The sequence below is a fragment of the Nonomuraea thailandensis genome (assembly GCF_024172165.1).
GTDB classification, from domain to species: Bacteria; Actinomycetota; Actinomycetes; order Streptosporangiales; family Streptosporangiaceae; genus Nonomuraea; species Nonomuraea thailandensis.
Map to the genome: position 1 here is coordinate 4,687,365 of NZ_JAMZEB010000002.1, position 13,774 is coordinate 4,701,138.

Annotated in this window: 13 protein-coding genes and 3 pseudogenes; 12 read left to right on the plus strand and 4 right to left on the minus strand. The window is 71.6% G+C overall.

Annotation, left to right across the window (positions count from 1 at the left end):
* Nucleotides 1-165 precede the first annotated feature (165 nt).
* Nucleotides 166-657, plus strand: coding sequence for a TetR/AcrR family transcriptional regulator (locus HD597_RS25100; RefSeq protein WP_253759467.1), 492 nt, complete (start codon nucleotides 166-168; stop codon nucleotides 655-657).
* Between the two features lie 83 nt (nucleotides 658-740).
* Nucleotides 741-1,220 (plus strand): hypothetical protein, encoded by a 480-nt coding sequence (locus HD597_RS25105; RefSeq protein WP_253745158.1) that lies wholly within the window; start codon nucleotides 741-743, stop codon nucleotides 1,218-1,220.
* A gap of 162 nt (nucleotides 1,221-1,382) precedes the next feature.
* Here HD597_RS25105 and HD597_RS25110 read toward each other — a convergent pair whose 3' ends face one another.
* Both HD597_RS25110 and HD597_RS25115 read right to left on the minus strand, forming a co-directional pair.
* The gene (locus HD597_RS25110; RefSeq protein ID WP_253745160.1) at nucleotides 1,383-2,159 is read right to left on the minus strand and encodes a MerR family transcriptional regulator; all 777 of its coding nucleotides are present in this window, start codon (nucleotides 2,157-2,159) and stop codon (nucleotides 1,383-1,385) included.
* Complete coding sequence (locus tag HD597_RS25115; protein ID WP_253745161.1) at nucleotides 2,159-2,296, minus strand: hypothetical protein; 138 nt, start codon at nucleotides 2,294-2,296, stop codon at nucleotides 2,159-2,161. Before HD597_RS25115 ends, HD597_RS25110 begins: the two co-directional genes overlap by 1 nt.
* Nucleotides 2,297-2,507: 211 nt before the next feature.
* Between HD597_RS25115 and HD597_RS25120 the strand changes: the two genes are divergently transcribed.
* Nucleotides 2,508-3,734, plus strand: coding sequence for a serine hydrolase domain-containing protein (locus tag HD597_RS25120; protein ID WP_253745162.1), 1,227 nt, complete (start codon nucleotides 2,508-2,510; stop codon nucleotides 3,732-3,734).
* Between the two features lie 116 nt (nucleotides 3,735-3,850).
* Nucleotides 3,851-4,027: a hypothetical protein gene (locus HD597_RS25125; RefSeq protein ID WP_253745163.1), complete on the plus strand. Its 177-nt coding sequence runs from the start codon at nucleotides 3,851-3,853 to the stop codon at nucleotides 4,025-4,027.
* Here the strand turns inward: HD597_RS25125 and HD597_RS25130 are convergent.
* Nucleotides 4,009-4,821, minus strand: coding sequence for a MerR family transcriptional regulator (locus tag HD597_RS25130; protein ID WP_253745164.1), 813 nt, complete (start codon nucleotides 4,819-4,821; stop codon nucleotides 4,009-4,011). The two genes, HD597_RS25125 and HD597_RS25130, sit on opposite strands and share 19 nt — an antisense overlap.
* Before the next feature lie 116 nt (nucleotides 4,822-4,937).
* Between HD597_RS25130 and HD597_RS66870 the strand changes: the two are divergent.
* From HD597_RS66870 to HD597_RS25155, 8 genes and pseudogenes are all read left to right on the plus strand, one after another.
* Nucleotides 4,938-5,030, plus strand: a pseudogene (locus HD597_RS66870) (hypothetical protein); the annotation flags it as partial.
* A 52-nt stretch (nucleotides 5,031-5,082) separates the two neighbouring features.
* Nucleotides 5,083-5,175: pseudogene (locus tag HD597_RS66875) on the plus strand (hypothetical protein); the annotation flags it as partial.
* A 15-nt stretch (nucleotides 5,176-5,190) separates the two neighbouring features.
* Nucleotides 5,191-5,436, plus strand: a pseudogene (locus HD597_RS67325) (hypothetical protein); the annotation flags it as partial.
* Nucleotides 5,437-5,654: 218 nt separating this feature from the next.
* Entirely contained in the window at nucleotides 5,655-6,893 is a 1,239-nt protein-coding gene (locus tag HD597_RS25135) for a serine hydrolase domain-containing protein (protein WP_253745166.1), read from the plus strand.
* Between the two features lie 107 nt (nucleotides 6,894-7,000).
* Entirely contained in the window at nucleotides 7,001-7,669 is a 669-nt protein-coding gene (locus HD597_RS25140; RefSeq protein WP_253745167.1) for a LuxR C-terminal-related transcriptional regulator, read from the plus strand.
* Nucleotides 7,666-8,799 carry a sensor histidine kinase gene (locus HD597_RS25145; RefSeq protein WP_253745168.1) on the plus strand — a complete coding sequence of 378 codons (1,134 nt, stop codon included), beginning with the start codon at nucleotides 7,666-7,668 and terminating at the stop codon, nucleotides 8,797-8,799. Before HD597_RS25140 ends, HD597_RS25145 begins: the two co-directional genes overlap by 4 nt.
* Before the next feature lie 66 nt (nucleotides 8,800-8,865).
* Nucleotides 8,866-9,357, plus strand: coding sequence for a hypothetical protein (locus HD597_RS25150; RefSeq protein ID WP_253745169.1), 492 nt, complete (start codon nucleotides 8,866-8,868; stop codon nucleotides 9,355-9,357).
* Nucleotides 9,358-9,443: 86 nt separating this feature from the next.
* On the plus strand, nucleotides 9,444-9,929 hold the full coding sequence (locus HD597_RS25155) for an SRPBCC family protein (RefSeq protein ID WP_253745170.1): 486 nt from the start codon (nucleotides 9,444-9,446) through the stop codon (nucleotides 9,927-9,929).
* A gap of 65 nt (nucleotides 9,930-9,994) precedes the next feature.
* On the opposite strand, the gene HD597_RS25160 is transcribed toward HD597_RS25155, so the two are convergent.
* A complete protein-coding gene (locus tag HD597_RS25160; RefSeq protein ID WP_253745171.1) occupies nucleotides 9,995-13,708 on the minus strand; it encodes an nSTAND1 domain-containing NTPase in 3,714 nt (1,237 codons plus the stop codon).
* Nucleotides 13,709-13,774: the final 66 nt, after the last annotated feature.

Sequence of the window (13,774 nt, forward strand, 5' to 3'; positions counted from 1 at the left end):
CCGCGGCGCCGAACGGAGTAAGCACTAACTACCAATATCTTGCCGAGTCACATAAATCTAACCAACGACGCAATCTGGATTTGTTAGTAAGTGGTTACTATATAAAATATGGACGTAAGACGCAGCACCGCGGAACAACGACGCGCGGAGGCCGTCGTGGCCGGCATGCGGGTCTTCGCCGACCATGGCTTCATGACGGCATCGATCCAGCAGGTCGCGGACGAGATCGGGGTGTCGCAGCCGTACGTCTTCCGGCTCTTCGGCAGCAAGCACGCGTTCTTCCTCGCCTGCCTCGACGAGATGGAACGCCAGATGCTCGATCTCATCCGGCAGGCCGCGGCGGCGTCACCGGACGATCCGTTGTCCGCGATGCGCGCCGGCTTCCGGGAGATGCTCGGCGACGGAGTCATCACCGGCCTGTGGTTGCAGGCCTGCGCCGCCGCGCGCAGGGACGAGACGGTGGCGGCGCGCTGCCGTGCCGTCATCTCGGCGATTCTGGAAGAACTCACGCAGTTGACGGACGTGGGGACGGACGGCTTGGCGCGGCATCTCGCTGACGGTGTGCTCGTGGTGATGTTGCAGGCGGTCGGGGTGGACCTCACGGGTGGGAGCCTGGCCGCCATCGATTCCCTGCGCGCCGAGAAGACGACCTCGTGAACCTGGATCCTCCGGTTGAGACACCTGGCCGGCCGCCGTCGGTCGGTCCCCCGACCCGGCCTCACATGAACGGAGACAGCGAGATGACCATCGGCTTCGTTGACAGCGCCGTAGGAACGTGCAACATCCCCGAGCCCGTCCGCGCGCTCAGCTCGTTGCCGGACATCGACTACGCCGACCGATTCACCCTCTCCACGGAGGTGATCGCGACACCGGAGCAGTGGGCTCGCGCGATCTTCGGGGACGTTCCCCATGCCGGAGAGCTACTGATCTGGTGCGGCCTGCTCGGTTTCCGGCTCAGCCGGAAACGATCGCCGGCCACCGTGGCCGGATGGCGGATCGGCGGACGTGGCGAGGACTGGGTCCGGCTTGAGGCGGCTTCCTGGTTCCTGACCGGCAACCTCCTCGTGCAGACAGCGGGCGAGCAGGTGTCGCTGGCGACCTTTCTGCACTATCGCCGGAGAGTGGGCCGTGGCGTGTGGCCTCCGCTGTCCGCCGTCCATCGCCGGCTGGTGCCCGGGTTGCTCCACGACGCCGAGGCGAGGCTCCGAGCACTCCGATGACGCTGCGGTCGCGCGGCATGCCCGGGCTCCGTCCGCATCGACCCGGTGACACGACGCTCGGCACCCCACCCTCCCGCTTGACCTCCGGAGGACTTGCCGCCGTCCGGCGGCCCGATGCGGGCGAGCTCCCGGATCACGAGCCCGGGCGCGGACAGGCGCCGGTCATCCCCTCGGGATGTCGATGCCGACCGCGCGCAGTCTCGCCTCGACCAGCGCGTTCAACCGGGCGATGGCCGGCGCTTGGTCCTCCCGGTGGTGGTTGACCAGTCCGTACCGGGCGGCGGCGTCGGACTGGTTGCGGGACCCGGCCGGCATCGCCAGCAGCGCGCGGTCGGCCAGCAGCTTCTCGGCCAGCGCGGACGCCAGCTCCTCGATTCGCGGGTCGTCGGGATCCCAGGACTTCGCATCGACGCCGCGCTTGGTCAGCTCGACGAGCTCGGGGTCGCCGAGCGAGTGTTCGAGCCGGGTCAGGAAGCCGTCGAAGATCTCCGGAGCCAGCGCCCGGGCCAGCACCAGGGCCTCCCGTTGGGTGGCCACGTAGTCGGAGCTGAAGCCCAGATCGGCGAGTCGGTCCAAGACCGCGCAGGCACGGTCGGGCAGCAGGGCCCGGTCGCCGTGGGCGAGCCGGTACAGCGTGTCGCGGCGCGCGATCAGGTCCTCGATCCGTTCGGTGAGCCGGCGATGGACGTCGTCCAGCGCGGCGGCGAACGGTTCGGGATCGGAGTCGAGCAGGTCACCGATCTCGGCCAGCGGCACGCCGGCCTCGGCCAGCGTCCGGGCCTGGACCAGCCGCAGCAGGTCGGCCGACCGATAACGACGGTAGCCCGAATCGTCACGTCTCGGCTCGGCGACCAGGCCGAGCCGGTGATAGTGCCGCACGGTCTTGATCGTGACGCCGACGAACGCCGCCGCCTGACCGATGGTGAGGCCGTCCGCCATCAGCGCACCTCCCGATCGCGGGTGGCCGCGGTCTCGCCCACCGTGGCGGCGACGGCCCGCAAGCCCTGCCGTGGGATCCGGCCGTGGTCGCCGGCGACCTTCGCGTTCACCTCGGGGCACTGGTGGCGGGCGATCACAGGGTCAGGGTAGCGCGCATCCGTTCCCGTCCATCACCGCGCGGACCGCGGCCCGCCTCTGGGGGACATCCGGGGTCCGCAGCTCGTGATCGCGGCGAGGGTTGACCTTGACCTTAGGTCAGGGTGCACGCTCATCGCATGGCCGCCTCGAAGGGGCCGAGCGGCCACCAGGGCCGCCGTGAGATCGACCACTGCGGACAAGGAGATCATGATGGGACGAAGCAACAGCGGCTTCTCTGTGGCAGGATTGCGCCGACTGCGCGACGTGCTGGCACGCCATGTCGAGTCCGGAAAGATTCCCGGGCTGGTCGCCCTGGTCAGCCGGGGAGGCCAGACGCACGTCGAGGCGATCGGGACGATGCGCGCCGAGGGTGGCGCGCCGATGCGCCGGGACACGATCTTCCGGATGGCGTCGGTGTCCAAGCCGGTCACGACGGCGGCGGCGATGGTCCTGCTCGATGAGTGCAGGCTGCGGCTCGACGAGCCGGTGGATCCGTGGCTGCCCGAGCTCGCCGACCGGCGCGTGCTGACGCGGCCCGACGGCCCGCTGGAGGACACGGTCCCGGCGCGGCGGCCGATCACCGTACGGGACCTGCTGACCTCCACGTTCGGGCTCGGCGTGGACTTCACCATGATGGACTCCCCGATCAGGGCTGCGACCTTCAAGGCCACCGACTACAGCGTGGCCTCCGGCCCGGCGCCGCACCCGGACGAGTGGATGCGCCGCCTCGGCGAGCTGCCGCTGTCACACCAGCCCGGCCAGCGGTGGCTGTACGACCTCAGCTACGAGGTACTCGGCGTGCTGGTCGCCCGGGTCGCCGGCCAGCCGCTGGAGACGTTCCTGCGCGAACGGGTCCTCGACCCGCTGGGCATGACCGACACCGGGTTCCACGTGCCCGCCGGCAAGGTCGACCGGCTGCCGCCCCTGTACGGGCCCGACCCGCGGACCGGCGAGTTCGCCCTGTGGGACGAGGCGGAAGGCGGCCGGGCCAGCCGGCCTGCGGCCTTCCAGGGCGCCAGCGCGCTGGTCTCCACCGCCGACGACTACCGCGCCTACTTCCAGATGCTGCTCAACGGCGGCACGCACGAAGGCCGGCGGATCTTGTCCCGGGCCGCCGTCGAGCTGATGACCACCAACCGCCTCACCCCTGAGCAGGAGGCTGCCCGGGACGCCATGTACAGGAGCATCGCCCATCTGACGGCCGGCCAGGGACAGCACGGCGGCTGGGGCTTCGGGATGGGGGTGCGCACCTACCGCGGCGACTATGCCCCCACCGGCCAGTTCGGCTGGGACGGCGGCACCGGCACCACCGCCTACGCCGACCCGCACAACCGGCTCACCGGCATCCTGCTCACCCAGACCGGCATGTCCACCCTGGACTCGCCGCGACTCATCCACGACTTCTGGACCACCCTCTACCAGGCCATCGACGGCTGACACGAGCGTTCCCCCGGCTCGCCCACGGCTGGCAGTTCACCGAAGAGGACCTCGCCAACCGGCGCAAGACGGCCCGCGAGGACACCCCCCGCATGGAGATGGGCCACAGTTACATCATGGCCATCACCTGGGAGCCCGAACGCTGCTCCCCCGACGACCCGGCCCCCAGCTTCGAGGACCAGATGACGGGCCGCGACGCGACCGCACTCACCACCCGCCCCGTTCGTGGCCGAGCCTGCCTGAACGGTTCTTCGGACCGGACGGATCTGCAGGGTCACTGGCATGATTCCTGATCAGGCAGAACGCACCTGATGAGTGCTCCGGTCCAGGCATCGGCGGGGATCGGGCCGGAGGACGCCGGCGGGGCGGGCGAGCAACCCGAGGAGGCGGCGGACGGGCGGCTGACGCTGCGCCCGGCCGCCGCCTTCGACCCGGCCCAGGCCGAGGCTGTGCAGGTGGACGGGGTGCCGCCGGCTGCTGACTCGTAGCGACGCGACCGAGCACGCAAGCCTCGTGCCACGGCACGACGTCGCCGTGCTGCGCCGTCACACTCCCACGCCGCCGTCGTGAGCAGCCCCTTCGTCGCCGTCTCCGCGCCTTGCCGGTCGATCTTGGCGTAGAGCGCCGAGAGCAGGCTCCGGTCGTCCCCGGTCATCCCGGTGACGGCCGCGAACCACTCCCCCGCCAGGTCCTGCACCTCCGGGTCGGCGGGGTCGGTGCCGCGTTCGGCGTGTACGGCCGCCCGTCCGGCCAGCTCCGCCATGCGGTCGCGCCAGCGCGTGAGCCCTGCCTCGCCGGCCTCCGCGTGCCGCTGCTTGAGGCCGGCGAACTGGTCGGGAGAGAAGTGTCTGGCTTGCATCATCGCCTCCATGGCTTCGATGAGCTGGTCGATCGACGGCTCGCGAGCCTCGCGCAGCGCCAGGATGCGGTACAGGCGGCGTACCTCATCGCCCGTGTAGAGGCGATGGCCTGTCGGCGAGCGCCCGGCCGGGCGCAGCAGCCCGATGTGGTGGAAATGGCGCAGGGTCCGCACGGTCAGCCCGGTGGCTGCGGCGAGTTCGCCGATCTTCCAGAGCTGTTCGGTCACATCAGGGACGCTACGACCTGACGCCGCGTCAACCGCAACCCCGAGCTGGCGCGACCCGAACTGTCGCGATCGCGCGCATCACAGCGGCGCCGTGGCGGGCCCGGCGGCGACACCACGTGTTCCAGGGGGCGGCGGGGCGAACCGTCCGGCTGAGCAGGGAGCTCGCGCGCCACAACCTGACCGCCGAGCAGTTCCAGGCGGAATGGGACAGGCTGGCGGGGCTGGACCACCGCCCCACGCACGTCGACTGGCCTCGCGAACCAGGGCTACCGCCCGGTGCACGTCAGCGGCTACATGGTGGGCGGCACCGAGCTGTTCGCGGCGATCTTCGCGCACGGCGACGGTCCCTTCTGATCCGCCAGGCACGGCCTCGACTCCGCCGCCTACCGGGCGGCCTTCGACGATCATGTGCGCCGCGGCTACCGGCCGGTCAAGGCGAGCGGGTACGGCCTGCCGCGCTTCGCCGCGATCCGGGTGAGCCAGACGGCCGGCGACTTCTCCCGCGTCGACGCCACCGTCATGTCCCGGGCACTGCGGCCATCGTCGTGCGCACCGGGAACGAGTTCTGCTGGGCAGCCGCGGCCAACGGCAACAACGCCGACCTGGACACGATGATGTGGGACGTCTACCGCTCCGTCTCCACCTGGCCCGCCCACAACCTGTTCTAGTCAGCGGGGCAAGCCCGCTCGCCGAGACCCCCGGGCGCCGCCGAAGACGACAGCGGTCCGCGGACCCTGCGGACCGCTCGCCACACCTGCTGTTCCGCTGCGACGACGATCCCGACATCCGTAAGATATGTGGCCCAAGTATCGGATGTTACTTAAGGGGCATAAGTGACGAGCCTTTCCCGCAGAGCTCTGCTCGCGGCGGCGCCGGCGGCGGCGCTGATCGCCGGACGACCGGCGCAGGCGGCACCACCGACTCCTGTCGTACGCACGTCGGGAACGGCGCCGGCCCAGCTGGCGGGGTACGACACCCTGCTCAAGAAGTTCGTGCTGGATCGCCAGATCAGGGCCGCGCAGCTGGCCATCATGAAGAACGGCAAGATCCTGCTCGCGCGCGGCTACTGCTACGACGACTACTCCAGGCTGCCGGCCACCCCGTCGCCGACGTCGTTGTTCCGGATCGCCAGCCTGAGCAAGAACATCACCTCGGCCGCCGCCATGCGCCTGGTGCAGGACGGCAGGCTGAGCCTGTCGGCCAAGGTCACCCAGCTGCTCGGCCTCACCCCGGCCGACGCCCGGATGGAGCAGGTCACCGTGCTCCGCCTCATGCAGCACCTCGGCGGCTGGGACCGCGACGTCTCCAAGGACCAGCTCTGGCTGGACCACACCATCTCGGCCGCGCTCGACGTGCCGCTGCCGATCGGGCACGACGACATCGTCCGGTACGCCACCGCCCGCCCGCTCGATCACGCCCCGGGCACCAAGATGGTCTACAGCAACTACGGCTACCTGCTGCTCGGCCGGATCATCGAGAAGGTCTCGGGGCAGCCCTACGAGACGTACGTCAAGACCAAGCTGCTCAAGCCGCTCGGCATCACCCGCATGGAGCTCGGCAGGAGCCTGCGGAGCGAGGCCGCGGCCGGCGAGGTCCGCTACGAGTCGCAGTACACGAACAAGACCGTCCTCGACACCTCCGGCACCACCGTCCCGTACCCCTACGGCGGTTTCAACATGCCCAACCAGGACGCCAACGGCGGCTGGCTGGCCTCCGCCGTGGACCTCGTCCGCTGGACCCTCGCCTTCGACCGGCCGGGCACCGTCCTGAGCTCGGCCTCGATCGCCAAGCTGGTGGCCAAGCCGGAGATCGGCGTCAACGAGTACGGCTCCTGGTACGGCGGCGGCTGGTGGTGCCGCCAGGTCACCGGCCACCTCAACACCTGGCACAACGGCTCGATGCCCGGCACGTTCGCCTACCTGGCGCGGCTGCAGAACGGGTTCAGCTACGCCCTGCTGTTCAACCGGCGCGAGGAGAGCGGTTCCCTCGACTACGACGGGATCGACGACGACATGAACAAGGTGACCGTGTCCTCCTGGCCCACCACCGACCTGACCTCGAAGTACTTCTGAGCTGAGCGACCACTCCCCCGCCGTCGTCACCTTGTCCCCGGCCATGGGGCGGCGCTTCGCCGAGCGCTCCTTCGCCGACACGTTGTCCCCATAAAGGGGGACTTGGCATGAGATCATCTTTCGAGTCAGGCTGGCTCATGCGGGAGTGGGACATGATCAGGGTCGCGGTCGTCGACGATCACGATCTCATCCGCCACGGCCTGGAGCACCTCCTGCACAGCACCGGCGAGTTCGAGGTGGTGCTCAGCGGCCGCGACCTTGGCGTCCTGGACGGCCGGACCGACCTGGACGTGCTCATCCTGGACCTCTATCTCGGCGTTGACGAGCCGTGCCTGCCCGCCATCGCCGAGCTGTCGCCGCTGTACAACGTGCTGGTGGTGTCCGCCTCCGCCAAGCCGGACGACCTGGTGCACGCCATCCGGGCGGGGGCCCGGGGGTATGTGACCAAGAGCGACCCGGCCGAGCTCATGACCACCGCGCTGCGCACCGTCGCCGCCCGGGGCTTCTACCTGTCGGCGGGGCTCGCCGACATCCTGCACGCGCACCTGGCCGCTCCGGCGCCGGACCCCGAGCCCGCCGTCCGACTGTCGCCGCGCGAGGAGGAGACGCTCGCCTACATCGCCCAGGGCTTCACCTACGACCAGATCGCCCGGCGCATGGGCATCAAGAAGTCGACCGTCGACACCCACATCGAACGCATCCGGCACAAGCTGCAGGTGGACAACAAGGCCCAGTTGATCGCCGCGGCGCTGCGCCGGCTCGAACGGGGGAGATGAACGGTCACGGTGAGGCGCGGCGGCGCACCGAGAGCGCGCTGGCCTGGACGCTCATCCTCTTCCGCGCCGCCGCCTTCGCCGAGGTGATCGCGCTCAACTTCGTCGGCGACAGCGGGTGGCGCAGGCAGGTGCCGGGGTTCGCGCCCGCGCTGCTTTTCCTGGGTCTGCAGAGCGCGCTCGTCGTGGCCCTCACCCGGCGGCGCAGGAGGGTGCCGCCCGCCTGGCTGATCACCGCTGACTCCGTGCTGACCGCGGCGACCGCGATGGCGATGACCGTGATCGCGGGCAGCGCGGTCAAGGGCTCGGGGCCCGATTTCATGCTGCCCTACATGCTGCTGGTCGCCATCGGCATCGGCGCGGCCTTCCGCACCCTGCGGGCGGCCCTGGCGGCCACCGCCCCGCTGGTGGCCGCCTACCTGTACATGCAGGCCTGGAGCGGCTTCTTCTGGCTGGGCGCGGTGCCGCACACCGTCGGCTTCTGGGTCGACTCCGCCATCGCCTGGTTCGTCGCCGCCGTGCTGCGCCGCAACGCCACCGAGCTGGACGAGACCCGCGAGCAGGTCGCCAGGCTGGCCGCCGAGCAGGAACGCACCCGCAACGGGCGCGTCCTGCACGATCGGGTGCTCCAGACGATGGAGGCGCTGGTACGCGACGGCTGGCTGGCCGACGAGAAGGTCCGGGCCCACGTCGCCGCCGAAGCCCGCTGGCTGCGCGGATACGTGCGCGGCGAGCACGACAGCTCCGGCAGCAACCTGACCGCCGCTCTGGAGGAGGTCGCCGAGCAGGCCATCCGTGCCGGACTGACGGTCGATCTCAACGCGGCGGGACTGCGCGCCGCCGGCACGGTGCTGCCCGTGGCCACCGTCGAGGCGCTGTCCGGGGCGGTGCGCGAGGCCCTGACCAACGTGCGCAAGCATGCAGGCACCGGCCAGGCCGTGGTCCGGGCGCGGGTGGAGGGCGGCCTCGTGGTCGTCGGAGTGCTCGATCACGGTACGGGGTTCACCGCGCGTGGCCGCGGAGTGGGACTGCGTGAGTCCATCGAGCGGCGCGTCGCCGAGATCGGCGGCAGCACCTCGGTAGAGTCCGCGCCGGGGGAAGGCACACTCGTGGAGCTGCGTGTCCCCCTTTGAGCCCCGGCATTGTCCGGTAATTTCCCGACTGCCGAGGGACCGGATCCGTCGCGGAAACTGATCGGCGTGAAACGATCCATCGCTCAGGCAGCAGCGGCTCTGCTGACCGCAGCCGGACTCACCGTGGCCCTGCCCGCCTCCGCCTCCGCCACCGCACCCCGTTGCCGCGGCTACGAGTGCGACGCCAAGTACGCCTCCGCCACCGGCTGCGACGTCGATGCCTACGTGCCCAGAAGGGAGGGCGCCAAGATCACTACCGGCCGCGGCGTGCTGCAGGTGTACTGGGGACCCAAGTGCTCCACCAACTGGGGCGTCTTCGAACCCACCGCCCCAGGCAGCTACAGGGTGTTGATCTACCGCCAGGACGTCGGCCACGAGGGGTACGCAGGCTACCCGATGCAGCGGCGAGTCGTCGCCGACGAGATCCCGATCGTCCAGCTGCGCACCCGCATGTTCTACGCGCCCGTGGCCCCGGTCAAGGTCTGCGTGGACGTGCCTGCCGGGGGCCGGGTCAGCGCGGACAGCTGGACCAGGTACGCGTGCACGGAGTGGATCTGACCCGGAGCGCCTCCCTGCTGAACAGGTGCGGGCAGCCGGCCTTCAACTCACGCCGTTCAAGCCATTCGAACTGAAAGGACCTGGCCATGACAAGCACCGCGGACTACCGGACGACCATGCGGGTGAAAGCCTCTCCTGACGCCCTCTTCGACGCGCTCACCACCATCACGGGGCTCACGGCATGGTGGAACCCGGCGACCGGATCCGGCGCGACCGGCGGCGAGCTCCGATTCCTCATGAACGCCTCCGAGCCACTCGTGATCCACGTCGATGCGGCGACCCGGCCGACGTCGGTGCGATGGACCGTCATCGACTGTCCCTTCCTGCCCGACTGGATCGGCACCAGGCCCGCGTTCACCATCACCCCGCTCGACGGCGACACATCCGAACTCGTCTTCCGCCACCAGGGCCTGAGCGAGGGCCTGGAGTGCTTCGGCATGTGCAGCCGCAGCTGGGAGCACTACATGACGAGTCTGCGCGACTACCTGGAGGCCGGCTGCGGGAGCCCGTTCGGCAGCCCCGCAGACGTCGCCCGCCGACAAGCACAGGCAACCGGCACGTCCCTGTCTTAGGAAGCCCTCGACGCCGCGCCACCCCATGACGATGCGGTGCACGATCGGATCAGAAGGCGGGCGGGTCAGTCCGCCGAGGCGCGGCCGGTGGCGGTCCCGGGGCAGGGTGGGTCGTAGGGCACGCCGGGCAGGTACTGGCGCCACTCGGCCGGGCTGATCGGCGGGAAGGCCAGCGCGCAGATGCGCCGGGCGGCGTGGCCGGGGTCGACCGGCCACAGGCGGGCGGTCGAGTCGCCGGACACCGTGGCCAGGGTGGCGCCGTCCGGGCTGAAGGCCGCCTTGTTGACCTGCTCCAGGTGACCGGTCAGCGTGGCGAGCGGGGTCGCCGCGGCCGGGTCGGCGATGTCCCAGAGCATCGCGGTCCGGTCGTCGCCGGCGGTGGCCAGCGTGCGGCCGTCGCGGCTGAAGGCCACCGACTGCACGCTGTCGGCGTGGCCACGCAGGACGGCGATGGGCCGGTCGAGGGCGCGCACGTTCCAGAGGCGGGCCGTGCGGTCGCCGCTGCCGCTGGCCAGCAGCGTGCCGGTGCGGTCGAAGGCGAGGTAGTAGACCGTGCCGCCGTGGCCTCCGGCGACGCCGAGCGGGGCCAGGTCTGTGGCGCGCCACAGCCGGATGGTCCGGTCGCCGCCGCCGGTGGCCAGCAGCCGGCCGTCGGGGCTGAAGGTCACGGCGTTGACGGCGGCCTCGTGGCCCTTGGCGACGGCCCGGAGCACCGGACGGCCGGGGGCGGAGATGTCCCAGACGTGCACGTCGAACTTCTCGCCCGCCACCACCAGGCTCCTGCCGTCGGGGCTGACGGCCGCGGCGAAGATGTTGCCGATCCCGGCCGCCGTCTCGGACAGGAGCCGGGGGCGGGCCGGGTCGGTGAGGTCCCACAGGCGTATCGAGCTGTCCAGGTCGGTGCTGGCGAGGAGGGTGCCGTCGCGGGCGAAGGCGACGGCGGTGACGCCGTCGGTGTGCCCGGTCAGGGTGGCCAGCGGGCGTGGATCGCCCGACACGTCCCAGATCTTGATCGTCGGGTGGCCGGCCGTGGCGAGCAGGCGGCCGTCGGGGCTGTAGGCGAGCGCGTAGACCGTGCCGCGCTGGCCGCCGAGCAGGGGCCGGCGCAGGTCCCACACGCGTACGGTGTCGTCGCGCCCTCCGGACGCCAGGACGCGGCCGTCAGGGCTGTGGCGCACGGTGTAGACGGTGTTCGAGTGCCCCGCCATCACGATCGGTTCGGCCTGGACATCGGTCAGGTCCCACAGCCGGGCCGTGCGGTCGTAGCTGCCGGTGGCCAGGGAGCGGCCGTCGGGGCTGAAGTCGATGGCGACCACGCCGTCCTCGTGCCCGGAGAGCGTGGCCAGGTGCCTGCCGCGCCGGGGGTCGCGCAGGTCCCACAGCCGTACCGTGTCGTCGAAGCCGCCCGTGGCCAGGGTGTCGCCGTGGAAGGCGGCCGCCAGCACCGATCGGGTGTGCCCGCGCAGGTCGGGCAGGCGTTCGGGGTGGCGCGGGTCGCCGACGTCCCAGAGCATGACGTCGTTGGAGAAGGCGGTGATGGCCAGCGTCCGGCCGTCGGGGCTGAAGACGACGTCCGACAGTTCCTTGGGCGCGCCTTCGAGCGTGCTCAGAAGGTACGGCTTGCGGGGATTCGAAACGTTCCATACCTGGGCAGTGGCGTCGTAGGAGGCGGTCGCCAGCATCGTCCCGTCGGGGCTGAACGCCACCCCGATGATCCCCATGGTGTGCCCGCCCATCGTGGCCAGCGCCACGGGGCGCCGGGGGTCGCGCACGTCCCACAGGCCGGCCGTGTTGTCGTTGCCCGCGGTGGCCACCACCTGCCCGCCCGGCGCGAACGCGGCCGCCGAGATGCCCTTGGCGTCGCCCGTCACCGACGACAGCGCGCCCGGCCGCAGCGGATCCGTCACGTCCCACATCCGCAGCGTGCCGTCGAGTGCCACCGTGGCCAGCCGCCTGCCGTCGGGGCTGTAGTTCACCGCGTAGACCGCGCCGGCGTGGGCGCTCAGCACGTTGGCGTACGGATTGCCCAGCGTGCTGAGCACCGCGCCGCGCGACTCGGTGGTCGGCGTGAGCCGCTGGGCGGCCAGGGCGAGCTGGGCGGCCAGCGCCGGGTTGCCCGGCCGCAACGCGACCGACTCGTTGGCGACCTTGCCGGACAGCGCGGCGTTGCGCTGGTCGCCGATGTCGCGCTGGCCGCGTGCCGCGACCACCACCGCCGCCGTGGTCAGCAGCAGCAGCGCCGCCAGCACGGCCACGAGCCGTCGCAGCCGCCGGGTGCCGCGCCGTTGCGCGGCGGCCTCCGCCTCCTGGCGTTCGACGGACGCCGCCAGGAAGCGCCGGGCCTGCGGCCCGGGCGCGGCGTGCGGTCCGGCGCCCGCGGCCCAGAGGCGGGCCACGGCCAGCCGCGAGCCGCGGTAGAGCGCGCCGGGGTCCTCGCCTTCCCCGGCCCACCGCGCCGCGGCCTCGGCCAGGTCGCGGCCGACGACCAGCCCCGCCCGGTCGCTCTCCAGCCAGCCGGCCAGCCGCGGCCAGGCGGTGACCAGGGCCTCGTGGCTGATCTGCACCTTGTCGAGGTCGACGGTGATCAGGCGCTCGGCCACGAAGCGGTCGAGCACGTCCTCCGCCTCGGCCGCCACGGCGGGGTCGTGGTCGGCGAGGATCTCGGCGATCGTCATGCTCCTGCGGGTGGCGGCGGTGCCGGACGCCACGTGGACGAGCGTCAGGAAGAGCCTCCTGGCCAGCTCCTGGCGGTGCTCGCTCAGGCCCAGGTAGACCTTCTCCGCGCTGTCGGCCACGGCCCTGCCGATGCCGCCGACCTTGCGGTAGTCGGCGATGGTCAGCCGCCTGCCCTGGCTCTCGCGCCACATCGCGTACAGGGCGTGGGAGACCAGCGGCAGCGTGCCGGCCTCATGCGCCTCGCCGTCGGCGCGCGCCGGGGCGACCTCGCGCAGCAGCAGCTCGACCAGGCCGTTCTCGATCTCTATGCCGGCCTTGCGGGCGGGCTCGACGACGGCGGCGCGCAGTTCGTCCTCGCCCATCGGGCCGACCACGAGCTGGCCGGAGCGCATCGCCGCGAGCAGCTCGGGGTGGCGCATCGCCTGGCCGTAGAAGTCGGCGCGCAGGCCGGCCACGACCACCGCCCGCTCGGCCGCCTCGCCCAGCGCCGCGATGAACCTCGCGCGCTCGTCCTGGTCCTCGCAGACCGTGAAGACCTCCTCGCACTGGTCCACGATCAGCACCTCGCCCCGCTGCCGTGCCAGCGCGGCCATCGGGTGCGGCCCCGGCGTGAACACGGCGGCCTCGCGGCCCAGCGCGGGCACCACCCCCGCCCGCAGCAACGAGGACTTGCCCGAGCCGGAGGCGCCCACCACGAGCCGGAGGCCCGGCTCGGCCAGGCGGGCGACGAGCTGCTCGGTCAGCGCCGCGCGGCCGAAGAACCACTCGGCGTGCTCGGTCCCGAAGGCCGCCAGCCCCCGGTACGGCTCCGGCCCCGCCGGGCGCCGGCCGGGCGCGCGGCGTACCCGGTGCCAGGCGTTGAGCCACTGCTCGACGTCCGCGTCCTGGCTCACCCCGCACACCCGCAGGACCTCGACCAGCAGGTCGCGTGAGGAGAGGGAGGGCAGGCCGCGCCCGGCGAACCAGTCGCCCAGCGTGCTGGGGGCGATGCCGGCCCCCACCTTGGCCGCCACCTGGCGCACCGACACCCCGGCCGATTCGCGCAGCCGGGTCAGCGCCTGGCCGAACTCCTCGCGGGTCGTGATGAGTTCCTGCTCCCGCACGAGCACCTCCCCAGACCCGGCACGCCGCCATGGTAACCGGCCGTGTACGGAGTTGTACGGATAATC

Excerpts from the sequence above, each read along its gene's own strand:
- HD597_RS25100 (WP_253759467.1), top strand. The coding sequence starts at position 166 with ATGCGGGTCTTCGCCGACCATGGCTTCATGACGGCATCGATCCAGCAG.
- HD597_RS25105 (WP_253745158.1), top strand. The coding sequence starts at position 741 with ATGACCATCGGCTTCGTTGACAGCGCCGTAGGAACGTGCAACATCCCC.
- HD597_RS25110 (WP_253745160.1), bottom strand. The coding sequence starts at position 2,159 with ATGGCGGACGGCCTCACCATCGGTCAGGCGGCGGCGTTCGTCGGCGTC.
- HD597_RS25120 (WP_253745162.1), top strand. The coding sequence starts at position 2,508 with ATGGGACGAAGCAACAGCGGCTTCTCTGTGGCAGGATTGCGCCGACTG.
- HD597_RS25125 (WP_253745163.1), top strand. The coding sequence starts at position 3,851 with ATGGCCATCACCTGGGAGCCCGAACGCTGCTCCCCCGACGACCCGGCC.
- HD597_RS25140 (WP_253745167.1), top strand. The coding sequence starts at position 7,001 with ATGAGATCATCTTTCGAGTCAGGCTGGCTCATGCGGGAGTGGGACATG.
- HD597_RS25145 (WP_253745168.1), top strand. The coding sequence starts at position 7,666 with ATGAACGGTCACGGTGAGGCGCGGCGGCGCACCGAGAGCGCGCTGGCC.
- HD597_RS25155 (WP_253745170.1), top strand. The coding sequence starts at position 9,444 with ATGACAAGCACCGCGGACTACCGGACGACCATGCGGGTGAAAGCCTCT.